This window comes from Aeromonas finlandensis, assembly GCF_000764645.1.
Classification (GTDB): Bacteria; Pseudomonadota; Gammaproteobacteria; order Enterobacterales; family Aeromonadaceae; genus Aeromonas; species Aeromonas finlandensis.
Window position 1 is genome coordinate 50,922 of the sequence record NZ_JRGK01000350.1, and the last position, 18,008, is coordinate 68,929.

The following is an 18,008-nucleotide window of genomic DNA, read 5'->3' on the forward strand; positions in this document are numbered from 1 at the left end:
TTGGCGCCACAAGGCGCCGAGTGTGAGCACTATATGGGGTCGGGCTGCGGGACGCCAGTCCCGACAGCGGGTGCTGTTTCCATCCCGAATCGGCAGCTCGGCTTGTGGGTCGCCCGCCAGCTGGGGAGTGTGTGGTGGCGTGGAGGTGCCTTATTTGGGGTAGCTGATCTCGTTGATATACCAGCAGGCGTCACCAACTGGCGTACGGACGATGGCTTCATCCCCGACCTCTTTCTTGAGCAGGGCGCGGGCCATGGGGGAGTCGATGGAGATGTAATCTTTGCGCTCGAAGATCTCGTCATAGCCGACGATGCGAAAGCGCTTGGTCTCGCCCTCTTCGTTTTCCACCTCGACCCAGGCGCCGAAGAAGACCTTGCCCTCCTGCGCAGGGGCATAGTCGACGATCCCCAGCTCTTCAAGGCATTTGCGCAGGTAGCGCACCCGCCGGTCGATCTCCCGCAGCCGTTTCTTGTTGTACTGGTAGTCGGCATTTTCGCTGCGATCCCCCAGACTGGCGGCCCATGCCACCTTCTTGGTGACCTCGGGGCGCTCCTGACGCCAGAGGAAATCGAGCTCTTCTTTCAGCTTGTTGTAGCCTTCGCGGGTGATCAGCTTTGTCTTCATGGTGATCCGGACCTGGTCAAAGAGGGGTATTCATCGCTAACTGCTCGGGAATATTAGCTTTTGTCCTCTTGCTGTCGAGGTAAATCGTGATGGCTCGGCTGGCGCCATTCAGGGCGTGGCTGGCCAGCGCGCTGACTTGATGGCCGTCACGCTCTCGGGATGGGTAATAACCGGTAACATATTTGTGCTTTGCTCCCGCTATATCCCCCCCTAGTATTGGGGGCAGCTAAAGAATAAAGAGGCAAAGCAATGAGTCAGCAGCAATACAAGGTCCTGGTCGTGGACGATGACCTGAAATTACGTTCCCTGTTGGAACGCTATCTCACCGAGCAGGGATTTGTGGTGCGCGGAGTGGCCAATGGTGAACAGGCCGATCGCTTGCTGACTCGTGAAAACTTCAGCCTGATGGTGCTCGACCTGATGCTGCCGGGGGAGGATGGGCTCTCCATCTGCCGTCGTCTGCGGGAAGCGGGTAACCAGATCCCGGTGCTGATGCTCACCGCCAAGGGTGATGAAGTGGATCGCATCGTCGGGCTCGAGATGGGAGCCGATGACTATCTGCCCAAGCCGTTCAACCCCCGCGAACTGCTGGCGCGGATCCGTGCCGTGCTGCGCCGCCATACCGTTGAGCTGCCGGGGGCGCCCTCTGCCGCAGAGAAGGTTGTCAGCTTTGGCTCCTTCCAGCTCAATCTGGCCACCCGCGAGTTGAGCAGGGATGGCGAGCCGATGGCGCTCACCAGCGGTGAATTTGCAGTGCTCAAGGTGCTGGTCAGCCATCCACGCGAACCGCTCTCCCGCGACAAGCTGATGAATCTGGCCCGTGGTCGCGAATACACCGCCACCGAGCGCAGCATCGACGTGCAGGTTTCCCGCTTGCGCCGCCTGCTGGAGCAGGACCCGGCCCAGCCTCGCTATCTGCAGACAGTCTGGGGTCTGGGGTATGTGTTCGTGCCCGATGGTGACGGTGCATGAAAAAGGTCGGCAGCATGTTTTCGCGCATGCTCTGGTTTCTGGCCGCCGTACTGGTGGTCTATCAAGCGGTCTCCTATGTCACCTTCTACAACTATCTGCTGGCGCCTACCGTCAAGCAGATCAGTCACTTGCTGGCCAATCAGGTCAAGCTGATCTTTCCGGTCAATACCGAGCAGCTGGCGCTGAGTGAAGATGCCGAGGCGCTGGTCTATGTGACGACCGGTACCGACATCTATACCCAGAGCGAGGCGGTGCAGCACGGCTTCAACGATGCCAAGCCGTACCCCTATCTGGAAGAGAACATCAGTCGCGAGTTGGGGGGGAAAGCCAAGGTGCGGGTCGAGGTCCAGGATCACTACATCATCTGGATCCAGCCGCCCCAGGCCAGCAAAATCTGGGTGCGGATTCCGCTGACCGAGATTGAAGATGACGATATCGAACCCCTCATCATCTATTTGAGCGTGTTGCTGGTGATCACCCTGTTTGCGGCCTGGCGTTTTGCCCGCCAGCTGGTGCGCCCACTCGAGGATCTCGAGGCTGGGGCTGTGGCGGTGGCAAGAGGCCATTTCCCCGAGGCGTTGGGAGAGCTGGGCTCACGGGAAGTACGGCGGTTGACCCGCACCTTCAACCATATGTCGCACTCCATCAAGAGTCTGATAGAAGAGCGAAACCTGATGATGGCGGGGGTATCTCATGATCTGCGTACCCCCCTGACCCGCATCCGGCTGGCGACCGAGATGATGTCCTCCGGTGATGAGTATCTCAAGGAGAGCATCAACTCAGATATCGATGAGTCCAATGCCATCATCGATCAGTTCATCGACTACATCCGCCCGGATGAGGGGCAGGATCTGGAGCCGATCGACCTGACCCAGCTGGTGCACGATACCCTGCTGATCTACTCGGAGCAGGGGTTGGAGGTTGATCTGGCGCTGCCCCAAGAGGCGGTGCGGGTAGCCTGCAATCCGGTCAGCATCCGGCGGGTGTTGAACAACCTCTCAAGCAACTCGCAGCGTTATGGGGCGAGCCGCTTGCATGCCGAGTTGAAGGACGACGGGCACTGGGTGCGCTTGCGCCTCTCTGATGATGGCCCCGGCATCCCGGAGCAGGACTACTCCCGGGTGCTCAAGCCCTTCACTCAAGGCAATGTGGCGCGGACCGTCGGTGGTAGTGGCTTGGGGTTGGCTATCGTTGCCAAGATAGTCGCCCAGCACCACGGTACTATCCGGCTGGGGAGTTCGGATCTCGGCGGCTTGCTGGTCGAGATGCGGCTGCCGAAACATCAGCCACAGGAGTGGATGGATTGAGAGAAGGGCGTATCGGTGGATACGCCCTTCTGCATTATCAGACCAATTTTTATCAGACCACTTTCTCCGGTGTGGCTGCCGCCGCCTTGCGGTAGCGCTTGCCATATCTCAGCTGTTGGATCAGCAAGGCTGCCACGATCAATCCCAACCCGATAGGCGTGGCAGGATGGATCGCCTCGCCAACCAGCAGGTTGAGCAACACCAGCGAAGCAAAGGGAGAGATAAAGATGAGGTTGCTGATGGGGGCCGTGTTGGTGGCATGGCGCATCGCCATCAGCCAGAGCACGAAGCCAAAACCCATTTCGATGATCCCGACATAGATGGCACCCACCCATCCCTGCCAGGCGGTCAGCTGGAAGTCAGCCAACAGCCAGGTGGCGAACACAATGAAGGGGAGGCTGATAATAAAGCCGAGCAACAGACTGACGATGGGATCCCCCTGATTGCGGGTATTGAGGATCCAGTAACCGGCCCAGATAAGAGTCGAGAGCAGCACCAGCGCCACCCCCAAGGGATTGTCAAAGTGCAGACCGAAGACATCCCCCTTGGTGGCGATGACCAGTGCCCCGAAATAACCCAATACGATAGCGACGCCATCGCGGCGGCGTAGTGTCTGGCCGAGAAACGGTACCGACAACAGGCTGAGGGTGATGGCCCAGGTGTAGCTGAGAGTCTGCGCCTGTTGGGCAGGCAGCAGATCATAGGCTTTGAACAGCAGCAGGTAATAGAGGAAGGGGGTCATCACTCCCAGCATCAGGTAATAGAGCGGTCGGCTGCGCAGATAACTGCAGAGCAGTGGCAGCTTCCCCTGTTTGAGCACAATCACCGTCAGCAGCAGGGTGGAGGTCATTGCCGCAACCAGCAGCAGTTGTACCGGGACAAAGTAAGTGAGGGAAATCTTGAAGGCGGTGGCGACCGTGGACCAGAGGGCTACCGCGCAGAGCCCATATTGATAGGCTTTCTTTTGATCTTTGATCATGGTTGTCATGTCATAAACAGGAGGAAAGGCGCAGTTTATCAGCCTGGTGATGAGCTTGTCGTGACACCGGACATTCCTTGGGGCGATTCCTGTAACGGGAGTGCTTGGTCAGGGGCAGTCACAGAGATCCATCTGTCACAGAAAATTGCGCACAATCTGTGCGCCTTCACTTGCGCAAAATTGAAAAATCCGTATAATCCCCTCCGCTTACCCATGAGGTAAGCCAGACGATATGTCTGCTGCTGAGTTTCCTGTTTACAGGGGCCAGCCATACAGTCCTCCCGATATGGGGGGAAACGTGAAAAATCACACCTCTGGCGGGAGTAATCTCGGTCGGGCGGTGTTGATTTATGTTCTTTTATCTATTGGAGCTCTGTCAATGCAGAACCAAAGAATCCGTATCCGCCTGAAGGCTTTTGATCATCGCCTGATTGATCAATCCACTGCGGAAATCGTTGAAACTGCTAAGCGCACTGGCGCGCAGGTTCGCGGTCCTATTCCGCTGCCGACTCGCAAAGAGCGCTTCACCGTCCTGATCTCCCCGCACGTCAACAAAGATGCGCGTGATCAGTACGAGATCCGCACTCACAAGCGTCTGGTAGACATCGTTGAGCCGACTGACAAGACCGTAGACGCCCTGATGCGTCTGGATCTGGCAGCTGGTGTAGACGTCCAGATCAGCCTGGGTTAATTACGGAAAGAGGTTGATAACAATGACAATCGGTCTTGTAGGTCGCAAAGTGGGTATGACTCGCATCTTCACTGAAGATGGCGTTTCTATCCCGGTGACTGTTATCGAAGTTGAAGCTAACCGTGTAACTCAGGTCAAATCTGTAGAAACCGACGGCTACAACGCTATTCAGGTTACCACTGGCGCCAAGAAAGCCAGCCGTGTGACCAAGCCGGAAGCTGGCCACTTCGCCAAAGCTGGTGTAGAAGCCGGTCGCGGTCTGTGGGAATTCCGCCTGAACAACGGTGAAACTTTCACTGTTGGTAGCGAGCTGAAAGTAGATCTTCTCGCTGACGTTAAGCTGGTAGACGTTACCGGCACATCCAAAGGTAAGGGCTTTGCTGGTACTGTTAAGCGCCACAACTTCCGCACCCAGGATATGACCCACGGTAACTCCTTGTCTCACCGCGTTCCGGGTTCTATCGGTCAGAACCAGACTCCGGGTCGTGTATTCAAGGGCAAAAAGATGGCTGGTCACATGGGTGCTGAGCGTGTAACGACTCAGAACCTGGAACTGGTTCGTGTTGACGCTGAACGCAACCTGCTGCTCATCAAAGGTGCAGTACCGGGTGCAACCAACGGCAACGTGATCGTCAAACCTGCCGTCAAAGCGTAACGTCTGAGGAGATAGTAATGGAATTGGTAATGAAAGACGCCAAGAGCGCTCTTGAAGTTTCCGAGACTACCTTCGGGCGCGAATTCAACGAAGCTCTGGTTCACCAGGTCGTCGTTGCATATGCCGCTGGTGCCCGTCAGGGTACTCGTGCGCAGCTGACTCGCTCTGAAGTGTCTGGTGGCGGCAAAAAGCCGTGGCGTCAGAAGGGTACTGGTCGTGCCCGTGCTGGCTCCATCCGTTCGCCCATTTGGCGTTCCGGTGGTGTGACTTTTGCAGCTAAGCCGCAAGATCACAGCCAGAAAGTAAACAAGAAGATGTACCGCGGCGCTATCCGTAGCATTCTGTCCGAGCTGGTACGTCAAGAGCGCCTGATCGTTGTTGAGAAGTTCGGCATCGAAGCTCCGAAGACCAAAGAACTGATCGCCAAGCTGAAAGAAATGGAACTGACTGACGTTCTGATCGTGACTGCTGAAGTCGATGAGAACCTGTTCCTGGCTGCTCGCAACCTGTACAAAGTTGACGTGCGTGACGTTGCCGGTATCGACCCGGTCAGCCTGATCGCTTTCGACAAGGTTCTGATGACTGCTGACGCAGTTAAGCAAATCGAGGAGATGCTGGCATGATCCGTGAAGAGCGTCTGCTGAAAGTTCTGAAGGCTCCGCACATCTCTGAAAAGAGCACCATGGTTGCAGAAAAGCAGAACACTATCGTGTTCAAAGTTGCTGTTGATGCTACCAAGGCGGAAGTCAAAGCTGCAGTTGCGAAACTGTTCGAGGTCGAAGTTGAGACCGTCCGTACCCTGAACATGAAGGGTAAGACCAAGCGCGCAGGTGCACGCGTAGGCCGTCGTTCCGATTGGAAGAAGGCTTATGTGACCCTGAAAGCTGGTCAGGACATCGACTTCATGGGCGCAGCCGAGTAAGAGGAGTTCTCAAAAATGGCAATCGTTAAGTGCAAGCCTACTTCTCCGGGCCGCCGCCACGTCGTCAAGATCGTCAATCAAGAGCTGTACAAGGGCAAGCCCTTCGCCGCTCTGCTGGACAGCAAAAGCAAGTCCGGTGGTCGTAACAACAACGGCCGTATCACCACCCGTCATATCGGTGGTGGTCACAAGCAGCACTACCGTATCGTCGACTTCAAGCGCGACAAAGACGGTATCCCGGCTAAAGTAGAGCGCCTGGAATACGATCCTAACCGTACCGCTAACATCGCTCTGGTGTTGTATGCAGACGGTGAGCGTCGTTACATCCTGGCTCCGAAAGGCCTGAAAGCTGGTGACGCGATCGCTTCTGGTGCTGATGCAGCCATCAAGGTAGGTAACTCCCTGCCGATGCGCAACATCCCGGTTGGTTCTACCGTTCACGCTGTAGAGATGAAGCCTGGTAAAGGTGCCCAGCTGGCTCGTTCCGCTGGTACTTTCATCCAGATCCTGGCTCGTGAAGGTAACTATGTAACTCTGCGTCTGCGTTCCGGCGAAGTACGTAAAGTTCTGGCCGAGTGCCGCGCTACCATCGGTGAAGTCGGTAACTCCGAGCACATGTTGCGTCAACTGGGTAAAGCCGGTGCAAACCGCTGGCGTGGTATTCGTCCGACCGTTCGCGGTATGGCGATGAACCCGGTCGACCACCCGCACGGTGGTGGTGAGGGTCGTAACAAGGGCATGCAGCCTGTGTCCCCATGGGGCCAGAAGGCTAAAGGCTTCAAGACCCGTAAGAACAAGCGTACCGACAAGTACATCGTACGTCGTCGTAACAAGTAATTGTTAACATAGAGGAATCACCATGCCACGTTCTCTCAAGAAGGGTCCATTTATTGACCTGCACTTGCTGAAGAAGGTAGAGAAAGCGGTGGAAAGCGGGGATAAAAAGCCGGTTAAAACCTGGTCCCGTCGTTCAATGATCATCCCGAACATGATCGGTTTGACCATCGCTGTCCATAATGGTCGTCAGCACGTTCCGGTTTTCGTTACCGAAGAAATGATCGGTCACAAACTGGGTGAATTCGCACCGACTCGTACTTATCGCGGCCATGCTGCTGATAAGAAGGCTAAGAAGCGCTAAGGGATAAATGATGGAAGCTATCGCTAAACACCGTTATGCCCGTACTTCTGCCCAGAAAGCTCGTCTGGTAGCCGATCAAGTACGTGGTCTGTCCGTAGACAAGGCTCTGAATATCCTGACCTTCAGCCCGAAAAAGGCTGCTGTGCTGGTTAAGAAAGTGCTGGAATCTGCCATTGCAAACGCTGAGCACAACGAAGGCGCCGATATCGACGCGCTGCGTGTTGCTACTATCATGGTCGACGAAGGTCCCTCCATGAAGCGCATCCGTCCGCGTGCCAAAGGTCGTGCGGATCGTATCCTCAAGCGTACCGCTCACATCACTGTAGTGGTATCCGACGCTAAGGCTGGGAGATAAGCAATGGGTCAGAAAGTACATCCTAATGGCATTCGCCTGGGTATTACCAAGCCTTGGAATTCTACCTGGTTCGCGAACACCAAAGACTTCGCTGACAACCTGTACAGCGATTTTCAAGTACGCCAGTTCCTGACCAAGGAACTGAAAAACGCGTCCTTGTCCAAGATCACCATTGAGCGTCCGGCCAAGAGCATCCGTGTGACCATTCACACTGCTCGTCCGGGTGTTGTAATCGGTAAGAAAGGCGAAGACGTTGAGAAGCTGCGCAAAGCTGTAGCCACTATTGCTGGCGTGCCTGCTCAGATCAACATTTCCGAAGTCCGCAAGCCGGAGCTGGATGGCAAACTTGTTGCCGACAGCATCACTTCCCAGCTGGAGCGTCGTGTAATGTTCCGTCGTGCTATGAAGCGCGCCGTACAGAACGCAATGCGCCTGGGTGCCAAGGGCATCAAAGTGGAAGTTTCCGGTCGTCTGGGCGGTGCTGAAATCGCGCGTACCGAATGGTACCGTGAAGGTCGTGTGCCGTTGCACACCCTGCGTGCCGACATCGACTACGCAACTTCTGAAGCCCACACCACTTACGGTGTGATCGGCGTTAAAGTTTGGATCTTCAAGGGCGAAGTTCTGGGCGGTCTGGCTGCTGTTAACGCTGCCGCTGCTCAAGAGCAAGCTCCTGCAAAGCCCAAGCGTGACAACAAGCGCCGCGCTGCTAAGTAAGGAGATTCGGTAAATGTTGCAACCTAAGCGTACTAAATTCCGCAAGACCCACAAGGGTCGTAACCGCGGTCTGGCCACCTCTGGTAACGAAGTATCCTTCGGTACCTTTGGCCTGAAGGCGACATCCCGTGGTCAACTGACTGCTCGTCAAATCGAAGCAGCCCGTCGTGCCATGACCCGTCACGTTAAGCGTCAAGGTAAGATCTGGATCCGTGTGTTCCCGGACAAGCCCATCACCGAAAAGCCCCTCGAAGTTCGTATGGGTAAAGGTAAGGGTAACGTGGAATACTGGGTTTGCCCGATCCAGCCTGGCAAGGTTCTGTACGAGATGGACGGTGTACCTGAGGCTCTGGCGCGTGAAGCGTTTGCCCTGGCCGCAGCTAAGCTGTCTGTTCAGACCACTTTCGTAATTAAGACGGTGATGTGATGAAAGCCCAAGATCTGCGTCAAAAGAGCGTCGAAGAACTGAACCAGGAGCTGCTGGGCCTGCTGCGTGAGCAATTCAACATGCGCATGCAAGCGTCCACCGGCCAGCTGGCTCAGACTCACACTCTGAAACAAGTGCGTCGTGACGTCGCACGTATCAAGACTGTACTGACTGAGAAGGCAGGTGCGTAATGACTGACAAGATCCGTACTCTGCAAGGTCGTGTAATCAGCGACAAGATGGACAAGTCCATCACTGTTGCTATCGAGCGCAAGGTAAAGCACCCGATCTACGGTAAGATCATCAAGCGCACTACCAAGCTGCACGTGCATGACGAGACCAACGAGTGTAAAGCAGGCGATCTCGTGGAAATCCGCGAATGCCGCCCGCTGTCCAAGACCAAGTCCTGGACCCTGGTTGCTATCTTAGAAAAGGCCTAATCGGTACTTTGTAGTCCAAACGGCCCCTTTCAGGGGCCGTTTGTTTTTTAGGCTACCTTTTCTAAAAATCCTGTGTTATAGTTTCGCGCCTTTTGAAGGCAGCCAGATCCCGAAAGGGATAAGAAGTAAACATAGCGGAGCACTAAGATGATCCAGATGCAAAGTATGCTGGGTGTTGCCGACAACTCCGGCGCTCGCAGTGTAATGTGTATTAAGGTTCTGGGTGGCTCGCACCGCCGTTATGCCGGCATCGGCGACATCATCAAGGTTTCCATCAAGGAAGCCATTCCTCGCGGTAAAGTGAAGAAAGGTGATGTGTATAACGCGGTGGTCGTACGCACCCGTAAAGGCGTTCGTCGTCCGGACGGCTCAGTCATCCGTTTCGACAACAATGCGGCTGTTTTGCTTAACGGCAACCAACAGCCAATCGGTACTCGTATTTTTGGCCCGGTGACCCGTGAACTGCGTAATGAGAAGTTCATGAAGATTGTGTCCCTGGCACCCGAAGTACTGTAAGGAGTCGAACGATGGCAGCTAAAATCCGTCGCGAAGACGAAGTGATTGTTCTTACCGGCAAAGACAAGGGCAAGCGTGGCAAAGTCACTCAAGTCCTGATTGCAAAAGGTAAGGTAATCGTGGAAGGCATCAACCAGGTGAAGAAACACCAGAAGCCGGTACCCGCACTGGGTCAGGCTGGCGGTATCGTCACTAAAGAAGCCCCCATCGATGTATCAAACGTAGCGCTGTTCAACTCTGCCACTGGCAAAGCTGACCGCGTTGGTTTCCGGATTGAAGACGGCAAAAAAGTCCGTTTCTTCAAATCCACCGGCGAACTTGTGAAGTAATTGGAGTTTAACGATGGCGAAACTGCATGATTACTACAAATCCGATGTAGTAAATGAACTGTCCAAGCAGTTCGGTTACAAGACTATCATGCAAGTCCCTCGGATCGAGAAAATCACCCTGAACATGGGTGTTGGTGAAGCGATCTCTGACAAGAAGTTGCTGGAAAATGCTGCTGCCGATATGGCTGCCATTTCCGGTCAGAAGCCGCTGATCACCAAAGCTCGCAAATCTGTTGCGGGCTTCAAGATTCGTGAAGGCTACCCGATAGGTTGTAAAGTAACCCTGCGTGGCGAGCGTATGTGGGAGTTCCTGGAACGGCTGATCTGCATCTCCGTACCGCGTATCCGTGACTTCCGTGGCCTGAACGCTAAAGCGTTCGACGGTCGTGGTAACTACTCCATGGGCGTGCGTGAGCAGATCATCTTCCCGGAAATCGACTATGACAAAGTCGATCGCGTCCGTGGTCTGGATATCACCATCACCACTTCCGCGAATACCGATGAAGAAGGCCGTGCTCTGCTGGCTGCCTTTAACTTCCCATTCCGCAAGTAAGGTTAGGGTTATGGCTAAAACATCCATGAAAGCGCGCGAAGTAAAGCGTGCCAAGCTGGTAGCCAAGTACGCGACCAAGCGTGCCGAGCTGAAAGCTATCATCGTTGACATGAACGCTTCTGAAGAAGCGCGTTGGGATGCTGTACTGCAACTGCAACAGCTGCCCCGTGATTCCAGTCCGTCCCGCCAGCGTAACCGTTGCAATATTACTGGTCGTCCGCACGGTTTCCTGCGCAAGTTTGGCCTGTCTCGCATCAAGGTGCGTGAGCATGCCATGAAGGGCGAAATTCCGGGCCTGAAGAAGGCTTCTTGGTAACGAATCTCGGGAGTTAGACTTATGAGCATGCAAGATCCGATCGCGGATATGCTGACCCGCATCCGTAACGGTCAGGCGGCGAGCAAAGTTGCGGTTTCCATGCCTTCTTCCAAGCTGAAAGTGGCTATTGCCAAAGTGCTGAAAGAAGAAGGTTACATCGCTGGCTACTCCGTAGCTGGTGACGTGAAGCCGGAACTGGAAATTGAACTGAAATATTTCCAGGGCAAGCCAGTTGTAGAACTGATCCAACGCGTAAGCCGTCCAGGCCTGCGTATTTACAAGCGCACTAATGATCTGCCGAAAGTTATGGGCGGTCTCGGTGTTGCTATCGTGTCCACGTCTAAAGGTGTGATGACTGACCGTGCTGCTCGCAAAGCAAGCATGGGCGGTGAGATCATCTGCTACGTCGCTTAATAGGAGGTAGGAAATGTCTCGTGTTGCTAAGGCACCCGTCACTATTCCTGCTGGCGTAGAGGTGACTCTGAACGGCCAGGAACTGACCATCAAAGGTGGTAAAGGTTCTCTGGTTCGCTCTATTCACGCCGGTGTAGAAGTGACCAAAGAAGACAATGTACTGAAGTTCGCCCCGCGCGACAGCATCGCTGGTGCTGACGCTCAGGCCGGTACTGCCCGTGCATTGGTCAACAACATGGTAATCGGTGTTACCCAAGGCTTCGAGCGCAAGCTGCAGCTGGTTGGTGTAGGTTATAAAGCCTCCATCAAGGGCAATGCTGTTGCGCTGGCTCTGGGCTTCTCTCACCCGGTAGAGCATGCGCTGCCGGCTGGTGTGACCGCTGAGTGCCCGACTGCTACAGAAATCGTTCTGCGTGGCGTCGACAAGCAGCTGGTTGGCCAAGTCGCCGCCGATATCCGTGCTTACCGCGCTCCGGAGCCCTACAAGGGCAAGGGTGTACGCTATGCCAACGAGCAAGTGCGTACTAAAGAAGCTAAGAAGAAGTAAGGTAACACTATGGACAAGAAAGCAGCTCGTCTCCGTCGTGCTACTCGTGCTCGGAAAAAGATGCAGGAACTGGGAGCTACCCGTCTGGTTGTTCACCGTACCCCGCGTCATATCTATGCGCAGGTTATTGCAGCCAACGGTTCCGAAGTTCTGGCCTCTGCTTCCACAGTAGAGAAAGCCATCAGTGAAGCTATCAAATACACCGGTAACGCAGATGCTGCTACCGCTGTAGGTAAAGCTATCGCTGAGCGTGCAATTGCCAAAGGCGTTCAGAACGTATCTTTCGATCGTTCCGGTTTCAAGTATCACGGTCGCATCGCTGCCCTGGCAGCTGCCGCACGTGACGCTGGTCTTCAGTTCTAAGCTAGGAGTCGAAGATGGCTAAAGTCGAATCTCAAGCCGGCGAACTGCAAGAAAAGCTCATTGCAGTAAACCGTGTTTCGAAAACTGTTAAAGGTGGTCGTATCATGTCCTTCACCGCGTTGACCGTGGTGGGTGATGGTAACGGCCGTGTAGGTTACGGTTACGGTAAAGCCCGTGAAGTTCCGGCTGCTATTCAAAAAGCAATGGAACAGGCTAAGCGTAATCTGAACAAAGTTGAACTGAACAATGGCACTCTGCACCACCCGGTGCGCGGTGTTCACTCCGGTTCCACCGTGTTCATGAAGCCTGCCTCACAAGGTACTGGTATCATCGCAGGCGGCGCTATGCGTGCCGTTCTGGAAGTTGCTGGTATCCACAACGTGCTGGCTAAGACCTACGGTTCCACCAACCCAATCAACGTTGTTCGCGCAACTGTAGACGCTCTGGTACAGGGTCAATCCCCGGCCCAGATCGCTGCCAAGCGTGGTCTGCGCGTTGAAGAAATTCTGGGGTAATGCGACATGGCTAACACTGTAAAAGTAACTCAAACTCGCAGCTCTATCGGCCGTCTGCCAAAGCACAAGGCGACTCTGCGTGGTCTGGGTCTGCGTCGCATTGGTCACACCGTTGAGCTGGAAGATACTCCCTGCGTACGCGGCATGATCAACCAGGTTTATTACATGGTTAAGGTGGAGGGCTAAGCATGCGTCTGAACACTCTGTCTCCGGCCGCTGGTTCCAAGCCTGAAAAACAACGTCGTGGTCGTGGTATCGGCTCCGGCCTGGGCAAGACTGGTGGTCGTGGTGTTAAAGGCCAAACCTCTCGTTCCGGTGGCGGCAAAGTCCGCAACGGCTTCGAAGGTGGCCAGATGCCTTTGAAAATCCGTCTGCCGAAGTTCGGTTTCTTCTCACGCAAATCTTTGGTTTCTGCCGAAGTGCGTCTGAACGAAATCGCCATGGTAGAAGGTGATGTGGTCGATTTGAGCACTCTGAAGCAAGCCGGTGTTGTTACCAAGAACATCGTGTTCGCTAAAGTTGTTCTGTCTGGCAACATTGACCGTGCTGTGACTGTTCGTGGTCTGTCCGTCACCAAAGGTGCACGCGCAGCCATCGAAGCCGCTGGCGGTAAAATCGAGGAATAATCAGTACAATGGCTAAGAAACCAGGATTGGATGTTAAAGCACAGGGTGGTCTGAGTGAACTGAAGAGCCGTCTGCTCTTCGTTCTCGGGGCGATTATCGTTTTCCGTGCAGGCTCTTATGTGCCGATTCCTGGTATTGACGCCGCCGTACTGGCCGAGTTGTTCCAACAACAGAAGGGCACCATCATTGAGATGTTCAACATGTTCAGTGGTGGTGCACTCTCGCGTGCTTCTATTCTTGCGTTGGGGATCATGCCGTATATTTCGGCATCGATCATTATCCAGCTGCTGACAGTGGTTCACCCCGCTCTTGCTGAACTCAAGAAAGAAGGTGAATCCGGCCGTCGCAAGATTAGCCAATATACCCGTTGGGGCACGCTGGTTTTGGGAACTTTCCAGGCCATTGGTATTGCAACCGGTCTGCCGAATATGATGCATGGACTCGTGTCTCATCCGGGTTTGGGCTTCTATTTCACAGCGGTTGTGAGTCTGGTCACCGGTACCATGTTTTTGATGTGGTTGGGTGAACAGATTACCGAGCGTGGGATTGGTAATGGTATCTCGTTGATTATTTTCACGGGTATCGTTGCTGGTCTGCCGCATGCCATTGGCGCTACGGCCGAACAGGCACGTCAAGGGGAATTGCACATCCTGCTGTTGTTGTTGCTGGGCTTGATTGTTTTCGCAGTGACTTACTTTGTGGTGTTCGTGGAACGTGGTCAGCGTCGTATCGTCGTTAACTATGCCAAGCGTCAACAAGGCCGCCAGGTATTCGCCGCGCAAAGCACACATCTGCCGTTGAAAGTGAATATGGCTGGTGTGATTCCTGCGATTTTCGCATCCAGTATCATCCTCTTCCCGGGAACCATTACCTCTTGGTTTGGTCAGGGTGAGGGTAAAGTAGCTGATATCCTGCAACAGGTCTCTATGGTCCTGCAGCCGGGTCAACCGCTTTACGAGATGCTGTATGCAGCAGCCATTATCTTCTTCTGTTTCTTCTATACCGCGCTGGTGTTCAACCCACGCGAAACAGCAGATAATCTGAAGAAGAGTGGAGCCTTTATCCCGGGGATTCGCCCGGGCGAGCAGACAGCACGTTACATCGATAAGGTTATGACTCGCCTGACATTGGCAGGTGCGCTCTATATAACCTTTATCTGTCTGGTACCCCAGTTCTTGATGACTGCCTGGAACGTACAGTTCTACTTCGGTGGCACTTCGCTGCTGATTATCGTGGTAGTTATCATGGACTTCATGGCTCAGGTACAAACCCATATGATGTCTCATCAATATGGCGACGTCCTGAGGAAGGCCAACCTGAAGGGCTACGGCCGCTAAAGGTCGGCGTAGTTACGGAGTTAAGCAATGAAAGTTCGTGCTTCCGTTAAGGCAATCTGCCGTAACTGCAAAATCATCAAGCGTCACGGTGTGGTGCGTGTGATTTGCAGCGAGCCAAAGCATAAACAGCGCCAAGGCTAATTTTTTACGGTTAGTACTTGCAACAAATAGTTGTGCTGGCTAATATAGCCAGCCAACTTTTGTTGTGTATTGGTTGACCGCCACGTATCCGCTCACGGGCTTTGTGGTGGTCGTAATCTACTATATGTAGGAGTGAATAGTGGCCCGTATCGCTGGCATTAACATTCCTGACCATAAGCATGCAGTCATTGCGTTGACTGCGATTTATGGCGTCGGTCGTACCCGCTCCAAGGCCATCTGTGCCGCAGCCGGTATCGCTGAGAATGTGAAAATTAAAGACCTGGACGAAGCTCAGATCGAGAGTCTGCGTGAACAAGTAGGTAAATTCACCGTTGAAGGTGACCTGCGTCGTCAGATTTCCATGAACATCAAGCGATTGATGGATCTGGGTTGCTACCGTGGTTTGCGTCACCGTCGTAGCCTGCCTGTTCGTGGTCAACGTACCAAGACCAACGCTCGTACCCGTAAGGGTCCGCGCAAGGCTATCAAGAAGTAACGGGAAGGTAGAAAATGGCTAAAACTCCGACTCGTGCTCGCAAGCGCGTTAAAAAGCAAGTGAGCGACGGTATTGCGCACGTTCATGCATCTTTCAACAACACAATCGTGACCATTACTGACCGTCAGGGCAATGCTCTGTCATGGGCTACCTCCGGTGGTTCAGGTTTCCGTGGTTCCCGTAAGTCCACTCCGTTTGCTGCCCAGGTAGCTGCTGAGCGTGCTGGTGAGATCGCCAAAGAATACGGCGTGAAGAACCTGGAAGTCATGGTCAAAGGTCCGGGTCCCGGTCGTGAGTCTTCCATCCGCGCTCTGAACGCGGCTGGTTTCCGCATCACTAATATTACTGATGTGACTCCGATCCCGCACAACGGTTGTCGTCCTCCCAAGAAGCGCCGCGTATAACGCAGTAGCAACTTGGTCTAGGATTGTTGGAGAAAGAAGATGGCAAGATATATCGGTCCTAAGCTTAAGCTTAGCCGTCGTGAGGGCACCGACCTCTTCCTGAAGTCTGGTGTTCGTGCGATTGATTCTAAGTGCAAGATTGACACCGCCCCTGGTCAGCACGGTGCGCGTAAAGCGCGTCTGTCCGACTACGGTGTTCAGCTGCGCGAGAAACAAAAAGTTCGTCGTATCTACGGCGTATTGGAAAAACAGTTCCGCAACTACTACCGCGACGCTGCCCGTCAAAAGGGTAACACCGGTGAAAACCTGTTGCAGCTGCTGGAAGGTCGTTTGGACAACGTTGTTTACCGTATGGGCTTCGGCGCTACCCGTGCTGAATCTCGTCAGCTGGTGAGCCACAAGGCCATCATGGTAAACGGTCGCGTTGTGAACATTCCTTCTTTCCAGGTTTCCCCTGAGGACGTGATCTGCGTTCGTGAGAAGGCTAAGAAGCAAGCGCGTATCAAAGCTTCCCTGGAAGTTGCTGGTCAGCGTGAGAAGCCGACTTGGGTAGAGGTTGACGCCGCTAAAATGGAAGGTGCTTTCAAGCGTCTGCCAGAGCGTTCCGACCTGTCTGCCGACATTAACGAACAGCTGATCGTCGAGCTTTACTCCAAGTAAAGCTAGCTTCTAAAGAGAGGACACAATGCTGGGTTCTGTAACAGATTTTCTTAAACCGCGGCTAGTTGACATCGAGCAAGTTAGCCCGACTCATGCGAAAGTGACTCTTGAGCCACTTGAGCGTGGCTTTGGTCACACGCTGGGCAACGCCCTGCGTCGTATTTTGCTGTCATCTATGCCCGGTTGTGCAGTTACTGAAGTCGAAATTGACGGGGTACTGCATGAGTACAGCAGCAAAGAAGGTGTACAGGAAGACATTCTTGAAATCCTGCTCAACCTGAAAGGTATCGCTGTGAAGCTGGAAGGCAAGGACGAGGTAACTCTGTCCCTGACCAAGTCTGGAACAGGCCCCGTTACCGCTGGTGATATCACTCACGGTGATGAAGTCGAGATCGTAAACCCGGAGCATGTAATCTGCCACCTGACTGGTGCCAATGCTGAAATCAGCATGCGCCTGAAAGTTCAGCGCGGTCGTGGTTATGTGCCTGCTTCTGCTCGTGTTCACAACGATGACGAAGAGCGTCCTATTGGTCGCCTGCTGCTGGACTCCGCGTTCAGCCCCATCGTTCGTATTGCCTACAATGTTGAGGCAGCACGTGTGGAACAGCGTACCGACTTGGACAAGCTGGTCATCGACATGGAGACCAATGGTACCCTGGATCCTGAAGAAGCCATCCGTCGTTCTGCCACTATTCTGGCCGAGCAACTGGAAGCCTTCGTGGATCTGCGCGATGTCAGCGTGCCCGAGAAGAAAGAAGAGAAACCCGAGTTTGATCCGATTCTGCTACGTCCTGTCGATGATTTGGAGCTGACAGTTCGTTCTGCGAACTGTCTGAAGGCAGAAGCTATCCACTATATTGGTGATCTGGTACAGCGTACCGAAGTTGAGTTGCTTAAAACTCCTAACCTCGGTAAGAAGTCCCTGACTGAGATCAAGGACGTGTTGGCCTCCCGTGGTCTGTCTCTGGGCATGCGCCTTGAGAACTGGCCGCCCGCCAGCATCGCTGACGAGTAATCCAGATTACGGGTTTCACAGATTTAGTTAGAAGGATAAGGTCATGCGCCATCGTTTGAGTGGTCGTCAACTGAACCGGAACAGCAGCCATCGTCAGGCAATGTTCCGCAACATGGCCAGCTCCCTGGTTCGTCATGAGATCATCAAGACGACTCTGCCTAAGGCAAAAGAGCTGCGTCGTGTAGTTGAACCGCTGATCACCCTTGCCAAGACTGATAGCGTTGCTAATCGTCGCCTGGCATTTGCCCGTACTCGCGATAACGCGATCGTGGCTAAGCTGTTCAATGAACTGGGCCCGCGCTACCTGGAGCGCGCCGGCGGTTATACTCGCATTCTGAAATGCGGTTTCCGTGCAGGCGACAACGCCCCTATGGCTTATATTGAGCTGGTAGACCGCCCGGCAGCTGCTGAAGCAGCTGCTGAGTGATAAAGAAAAAGCCGGGCTTGTCCCGGCTTTTCTTTTAATGAATTCTGATACTGCCTCAACTGCCTCAACTGCCTCAACTGCCTCAACTGCCTCAACTGCCTCAACTGCCTCAACTGCCTCAAC

The 18,008-nt window shown here is 54.1% G+C and carries 32 protein-coding genes; 30 read left to right on the forward strand and 2 right to left on the reverse strand.

What is annotated here, in order from left to right; all coding sequences use genetic code 11:
* Positions 1-150 precede the first annotated feature (150 nt).
* Positions 151-624 carry a transcription elongation factor GreB gene (gene greB, locus LD28_RS0120970; RefSeq protein WP_033138832.1) on the reverse strand — a complete coding sequence of 158 codons (474 nt, stop codon included), beginning with the start codon at positions 622-624 and terminating at the stop codon, positions 151-153.
* A 249-nt stretch (positions 625-873) separates the two neighbouring features.
* On the opposite strand from greB, the gene ompR reads away from it, so the two are divergent.
* Together ompR and envZ are read left to right on the forward strand one after the other, a co-directional pair.
* Positions 874-1,596 carry an osmolarity response regulator transcription factor OmpR gene (gene ompR, locus LD28_RS0120975; protein ID WP_033138833.1) on the forward strand — a complete coding sequence of 241 codons (723 nt, stop codon included), beginning with the start codon at positions 874-876 and terminating at the stop codon, positions 1,594-1,596.
* On the forward strand, positions 1,593-2,903 hold the full coding sequence (gene envZ, locus LD28_RS0120980; RefSeq protein WP_033138834.1) for a two-component system sensor histidine kinase EnvZ: 1,311 nt from the start codon (positions 1,593-1,595) through the stop codon (positions 2,901-2,903). The genes ompR and envZ overlap by 4 nt, the downstream gene beginning before the upstream one ends.
* Before the next feature lie 52 nt (positions 2,904-2,955).
* On the opposite strand, the gene LD28_RS0120985 is transcribed toward envZ, so the two are convergent.
* Positions 2,956-3,882: a DMT family transporter gene (locus tag LD28_RS0120985; RefSeq protein WP_033138835.1), complete on the reverse strand. Its 927-nt coding sequence runs from the start codon at positions 3,880-3,882 to the stop codon at positions 2,956-2,958.
* A gap of 379 nt (positions 3,883-4,261) precedes the next feature.
* Between LD28_RS0120985 and rpsJ the strand changes: the two genes are divergently transcribed.
* The 28 genes from rpsJ to rplQ all read left to right on the forward strand — a co-directional run bounded on the left by rpsJ (position 4,262) and on the right by rplQ (position 17,885).
* Positions 4,262-4,573 carry a 30S ribosomal protein S10 gene (gene rpsJ, locus LD28_RS0120990; protein WP_005307944.1) on the forward strand — a complete coding sequence of 104 codons (312 nt, stop codon included), beginning with the start codon at positions 4,262-4,264 and terminating at the stop codon, positions 4,571-4,573.
* A 22-nt stretch (positions 4,574-4,595) separates the two neighbouring features.
* Positions 4,596-5,228, forward strand: coding sequence for a 50S ribosomal protein L3 (gene rplC, locus LD28_RS0120995; protein ID WP_005340620.1), 633 nt, complete (start codon positions 4,596-4,598; stop codon positions 5,226-5,228).
* 17 nt (positions 5,229-5,245) lie between these two features.
* Complete coding sequence (gene rplD / locus LD28_RS0121000; RefSeq protein ID WP_005340616.1) at positions 5,246-5,851, forward strand: 50S ribosomal protein L4; 606 nt, start codon at positions 5,246-5,248, stop codon at positions 5,849-5,851.
* Positions 5,848-6,150 carry a 50S ribosomal protein L23 gene (gene rplW / locus LD28_RS0121005; protein ID WP_005307955.1) on the forward strand — a complete coding sequence of 101 codons (303 nt, stop codon included), beginning with the start codon at positions 5,848-5,850 and terminating at the stop codon, positions 6,148-6,150. The genes rplD and rplW overlap by 4 nt, the downstream gene beginning before the upstream one ends.
* A 15-nt stretch (positions 6,151-6,165) precedes the next feature.
* On the forward strand, positions 6,166-6,987 hold the full coding sequence (gene rplB / locus LD28_RS0121010; RefSeq protein WP_005331177.1) for a 50S ribosomal protein L2: 822 nt from the start codon (positions 6,166-6,168) through the stop codon (positions 6,985-6,987).
* Between the two features lie 22 nt (positions 6,988-7,009).
* Positions 7,010-7,288, forward strand: coding sequence for a 30S ribosomal protein S19 (rpsS, locus tag LD28_RS0121015; RefSeq protein ID WP_005307960.1), 279 nt, complete (start codon positions 7,010-7,012; stop codon positions 7,286-7,288).
* Between the two features lie 10 nt (positions 7,289-7,298).
* On the forward strand, positions 7,299-7,643 hold the full coding sequence (gene rplV / locus LD28_RS0121020; protein ID WP_005319741.1) for a 50S ribosomal protein L22: 345 nt from the start codon (positions 7,299-7,301) through the stop codon (positions 7,641-7,643).
* A 3-nt stretch (positions 7,644-7,646) separates the two neighbouring features.
* Positions 7,647-8,360 (forward strand): 30S ribosomal protein S3, encoded by a 714-nt coding sequence (gene rpsC / locus LD28_RS0121025; RefSeq protein WP_005307962.1) that lies wholly within the window; start codon positions 7,647-7,649, stop codon positions 8,358-8,360.
* A 13-nt stretch (positions 8,361-8,373) separates the two neighbouring features.
* Positions 8,374-8,787: a 50S ribosomal protein L16 gene (gene rplP, locus LD28_RS0121030; protein WP_005340612.1), complete on the forward strand. Its 414-nt coding sequence runs from the start codon at positions 8,374-8,376 to the stop codon at positions 8,785-8,787.
* On the forward strand, positions 8,787-8,978 hold the full coding sequence (gene rpmC / locus LD28_RS0121035) for a 50S ribosomal protein L29 (protein ID WP_005307965.1): 192 nt from the start codon (positions 8,787-8,789) through the stop codon (positions 8,976-8,978). The genes rplP and rpmC overlap by 1 nt, the downstream gene beginning before the upstream one ends.
* Complete coding sequence (gene rpsQ / locus LD28_RS0121040) at positions 8,978-9,226, forward strand: 30S ribosomal protein S17 (protein WP_033138836.1); 249 nt, start codon at positions 8,978-8,980, stop codon at positions 9,224-9,226. Before rpmC ends, rpsQ begins: the two co-directional genes overlap by 1 nt.
* A gap of 147 nt (positions 9,227-9,373) precedes the next feature.
* Positions 9,374-9,742, forward strand: coding sequence for a 50S ribosomal protein L14 (gene rplN / locus LD28_RS0121045; protein ID WP_005890908.1), 369 nt, complete (start codon positions 9,374-9,376; stop codon positions 9,740-9,742).
* A gap of 11 nt (positions 9,743-9,753) precedes the next feature.
* The gene (gene rplX / locus LD28_RS0121050) at positions 9,754-10,071 is read left to right on the forward strand and encodes a 50S ribosomal protein L24 (protein ID WP_005307977.1); all 318 of its coding nucleotides are present in this window, start codon (positions 9,754-9,756) and stop codon (positions 10,069-10,071) included.
* Between the two features lie 13 nt (positions 10,072-10,084).
* Positions 10,085-10,624 (forward strand): 50S ribosomal protein L5, encoded by a 540-nt coding sequence (gene rplE, locus LD28_RS0121055; protein WP_005331162.1) that lies wholly within the window; start codon positions 10,085-10,087, stop codon positions 10,622-10,624.
* Positions 10,625-10,634: 10 nt separating this feature from the next.
* Positions 10,635-10,940, forward strand: coding sequence for a 30S ribosomal protein S14 (gene rpsN, locus LD28_RS0121060; RefSeq protein ID WP_005307979.1), 306 nt, complete (start codon positions 10,635-10,637; stop codon positions 10,938-10,940).
* A gap of 21 nt (positions 10,941-10,961) precedes the next feature.
* Positions 10,962-11,354, forward strand: coding sequence for a 30S ribosomal protein S8 (gene rpsH, locus LD28_RS0121065; RefSeq protein WP_033138837.1), 393 nt, complete (start codon positions 10,962-10,964; stop codon positions 11,352-11,354).
* 13 nt (positions 11,355-11,367) lie between these two features.
* Positions 11,368-11,901 carry a 50S ribosomal protein L6 gene (gene rplF / locus LD28_RS0121070; protein ID WP_033138838.1) on the forward strand — a complete coding sequence of 178 codons (534 nt, stop codon included), beginning with the start codon at positions 11,368-11,370 and terminating at the stop codon, positions 11,899-11,901.
* Between the two features lie 9 nt (positions 11,902-11,910).
* Positions 11,911-12,264: a 50S ribosomal protein L18 gene (rplR, locus tag LD28_RS0121075; RefSeq protein ID WP_011704317.1), complete on the forward strand. Its 354-nt coding sequence runs from the start codon at positions 11,911-11,913 to the stop codon at positions 12,262-12,264.
* Positions 12,265-12,278: 14 nt separating this feature from the next.
* Positions 12,279-12,779 (forward strand): 30S ribosomal protein S5, encoded by a 501-nt coding sequence (gene rpsE / locus LD28_RS0121080; RefSeq protein ID WP_011704318.1) that lies wholly within the window; start codon positions 12,279-12,281, stop codon positions 12,777-12,779.
* Between the two features lie 6 nt (positions 12,780-12,785).
* Entirely contained in the window at positions 12,786-12,965 is a 180-nt protein-coding gene (gene rpmD / locus LD28_RS0121085) for a 50S ribosomal protein L30 (RefSeq protein ID WP_005307985.1), read from the forward strand.
* A 2-nt stretch (positions 12,966-12,967) separates the two neighbouring features.
* Complete coding sequence (gene rplO, locus LD28_RS0121090; RefSeq protein WP_033138839.1) at positions 12,968-13,405, forward strand: 50S ribosomal protein L15; 438 nt, start codon at positions 12,968-12,970, stop codon at positions 13,403-13,405.
* 8 nt (positions 13,406-13,413) lie between these two features.
* Positions 13,414-14,742: a preprotein translocase subunit SecY gene (secY, locus tag LD28_RS0121095; RefSeq protein WP_033138840.1), complete on the forward strand. Its 1,329-nt coding sequence runs from the start codon at positions 13,414-13,416 to the stop codon at positions 14,740-14,742.
* Between the two features lie 27 nt (positions 14,743-14,769).
* Complete coding sequence (gene rpmJ / locus LD28_RS22730; protein ID WP_005319705.1) at positions 14,770-14,883, forward strand: 50S ribosomal protein L36; 114 nt, start codon at positions 14,770-14,772, stop codon at positions 14,881-14,883.
* Positions 14,884-15,022: 139 nt separating this feature from the next.
* Positions 15,023-15,379 carry a 30S ribosomal protein S13 gene (rpsM, locus tag LD28_RS0121100; RefSeq protein ID WP_005307991.1) on the forward strand — a complete coding sequence of 119 codons (357 nt, stop codon included), beginning with the start codon at positions 15,023-15,025 and terminating at the stop codon, positions 15,377-15,379.
* A 14-nt stretch (positions 15,380-15,393) separates the two neighbouring features.
* On the forward strand, positions 15,394-15,783 hold the full coding sequence (gene rpsK, locus LD28_RS0121105; RefSeq protein ID WP_005319702.1) for a 30S ribosomal protein S11: 390 nt from the start codon (positions 15,394-15,396) through the stop codon (positions 15,781-15,783).
* A 39-nt stretch (positions 15,784-15,822) separates the two neighbouring features.
* Positions 15,823-16,443, forward strand: coding sequence for a 30S ribosomal protein S4 (gene rpsD / locus LD28_RS0121110; protein WP_005340600.1), 621 nt, complete (start codon positions 15,823-15,825; stop codon positions 16,441-16,443).
* A gap of 25 nt (positions 16,444-16,468) precedes the next feature.
* Complete coding sequence (locus LD28_RS0121115) at positions 16,469-17,458, forward strand: DNA-directed RNA polymerase subunit alpha (RefSeq protein WP_005307997.1); 990 nt, start codon at positions 16,469-16,471, stop codon at positions 17,456-17,458.
* Between the two features lie 43 nt (positions 17,459-17,501).
* Entirely contained in the window at positions 17,502-17,885 is a 384-nt protein-coding gene (gene rplQ / locus LD28_RS0121120) for a 50S ribosomal protein L17 (protein ID WP_005307999.1), read from the forward strand.
* The last annotated feature ends 123 nt before the right edge of the window (positions 17,886-18,008 follow it).

What these genes read in the sequence shown, in the direction of transcription:
- greB (WP_033138832.1), bottom strand. Translation starts at nt 624, where the DNA reads ATGAAGACAAAGCTGATCACCCGCGAAGGCTACAACAAGCTGAAAGAA.
- ompR (WP_033138833.1), top strand. Translation starts at nt 874, where the DNA reads ATGAGTCAGCAGCAATACAAGGTCCTGGTCGTGGACGATGACCTGAAA.
- envZ (WP_033138834.1), top strand. Translation starts at nt 1,593, where the DNA reads ATGAAAAAGGTCGGCAGCATGTTTTCGCGCATGCTCTGGTTTCTGGCC.
- LD28_RS0120985 (WP_033138835.1), bottom strand. Translation starts at nt 3,882, where the DNA reads ATGATCAAAGATCAAAAGAAAGCCTATCAATATGGGCTCTGCGCGGTA.
- rpsJ (WP_005307944.1), top strand. Translation starts at nt 4,262, where the DNA reads ATGCAGAACCAAAGAATCCGTATCCGCCTGAAGGCTTTTGATCATCGC.
- rplC (WP_005340620.1), top strand. Translation starts at nt 4,596, where the DNA reads ATGACAATCGGTCTTGTAGGTCGCAAAGTGGGTATGACTCGCATCTTC.
- rplD (WP_005340616.1), top strand. Translation starts at nt 5,246, where the DNA reads ATGGAATTGGTAATGAAAGACGCCAAGAGCGCTCTTGAAGTTTCCGAG.
- rplW (WP_005307955.1), top strand. Translation starts at nt 5,848, where the DNA reads ATGATCCGTGAAGAGCGTCTGCTGAAAGTTCTGAAGGCTCCGCACATC.
- rplB (WP_005331177.1), top strand. Translation starts at nt 6,166, where the DNA reads ATGGCAATCGTTAAGTGCAAGCCTACTTCTCCGGGCCGCCGCCACGTC.
- rpsS (WP_005307960.1), top strand. Translation starts at nt 7,010, where the DNA reads ATGCCACGTTCTCTCAAGAAGGGTCCATTTATTGACCTGCACTTGCTG.
- rplV (WP_005319741.1), top strand. Translation starts at nt 7,299, where the DNA reads ATGGAAGCTATCGCTAAACACCGTTATGCCCGTACTTCTGCCCAGAAA.
- rpsC (WP_005307962.1), top strand. Translation starts at nt 7,647, where the DNA reads ATGGGTCAGAAAGTACATCCTAATGGCATTCGCCTGGGTATTACCAAG.
- rplP (WP_005340612.1), top strand. Translation starts at nt 8,374, where the DNA reads ATGTTGCAACCTAAGCGTACTAAATTCCGCAAGACCCACAAGGGTCGT.
- rpmC (WP_005307965.1), top strand. Translation starts at nt 8,787, where the DNA reads ATGAAAGCCCAAGATCTGCGTCAAAAGAGCGTCGAAGAACTGAACCAG.
- rpsQ (WP_033138836.1), top strand. Translation starts at nt 8,978, where the DNA reads ATGACTGACAAGATCCGTACTCTGCAAGGTCGTGTAATCAGCGACAAG.
- rplN (WP_005890908.1), top strand. Translation starts at nt 9,374, where the DNA reads ATGATCCAGATGCAAAGTATGCTGGGTGTTGCCGACAACTCCGGCGCT.
- rplX (WP_005307977.1), top strand. Translation starts at nt 9,754, where the DNA reads ATGGCAGCTAAAATCCGTCGCGAAGACGAAGTGATTGTTCTTACCGGC.
- rplE (WP_005331162.1), top strand. Translation starts at nt 10,085, where the DNA reads ATGGCGAAACTGCATGATTACTACAAATCCGATGTAGTAAATGAACTG.
- rpsN (WP_005307979.1), top strand. Translation starts at nt 10,635, where the DNA reads ATGGCTAAAACATCCATGAAAGCGCGCGAAGTAAAGCGTGCCAAGCTG.
- rpsH (WP_033138837.1), top strand. Translation starts at nt 10,962, where the DNA reads ATGAGCATGCAAGATCCGATCGCGGATATGCTGACCCGCATCCGTAAC.
- rplF (WP_033138838.1), top strand. Translation starts at nt 11,368, where the DNA reads ATGTCTCGTGTTGCTAAGGCACCCGTCACTATTCCTGCTGGCGTAGAG.
- rplR (WP_011704317.1), top strand. Translation starts at nt 11,911, where the DNA reads ATGGACAAGAAAGCAGCTCGTCTCCGTCGTGCTACTCGTGCTCGGAAA.
- rpsE (WP_011704318.1), top strand. Translation starts at nt 12,279, where the DNA reads ATGGCTAAAGTCGAATCTCAAGCCGGCGAACTGCAAGAAAAGCTCATT.
- rpmD (WP_005307985.1), top strand. Translation starts at nt 12,786, where the DNA reads ATGGCTAACACTGTAAAAGTAACTCAAACTCGCAGCTCTATCGGCCGT.
- rplO (WP_033138839.1), top strand. Translation starts at nt 12,968, where the DNA reads ATGCGTCTGAACACTCTGTCTCCGGCCGCTGGTTCCAAGCCTGAAAAA.
- secY (WP_033138840.1), top strand. Translation starts at nt 13,414, where the DNA reads ATGGCTAAGAAACCAGGATTGGATGTTAAAGCACAGGGTGGTCTGAGT.
- rpmJ (WP_005319705.1), top strand. Translation starts at nt 14,770, where the DNA reads ATGAAAGTTCGTGCTTCCGTTAAGGCAATCTGCCGTAACTGCAAAATC.
- rpsK (WP_005319702.1), top strand. Translation starts at nt 15,394, where the DNA reads ATGGCTAAAACTCCGACTCGTGCTCGCAAGCGCGTTAAAAAGCAAGTG.
- rpsD (WP_005340600.1), top strand. Translation starts at nt 15,823, where the DNA reads ATGGCAAGATATATCGGTCCTAAGCTTAAGCTTAGCCGTCGTGAGGGC.
- LD28_RS0121115 (WP_005307997.1), top strand. Translation starts at nt 16,469, where the DNA reads ATGCTGGGTTCTGTAACAGATTTTCTTAAACCGCGGCTAGTTGACATC.
- rplQ (WP_005307999.1), top strand. Translation starts at nt 17,502, where the DNA reads ATGCGCCATCGTTTGAGTGGTCGTCAACTGAACCGGAACAGCAGCCAT.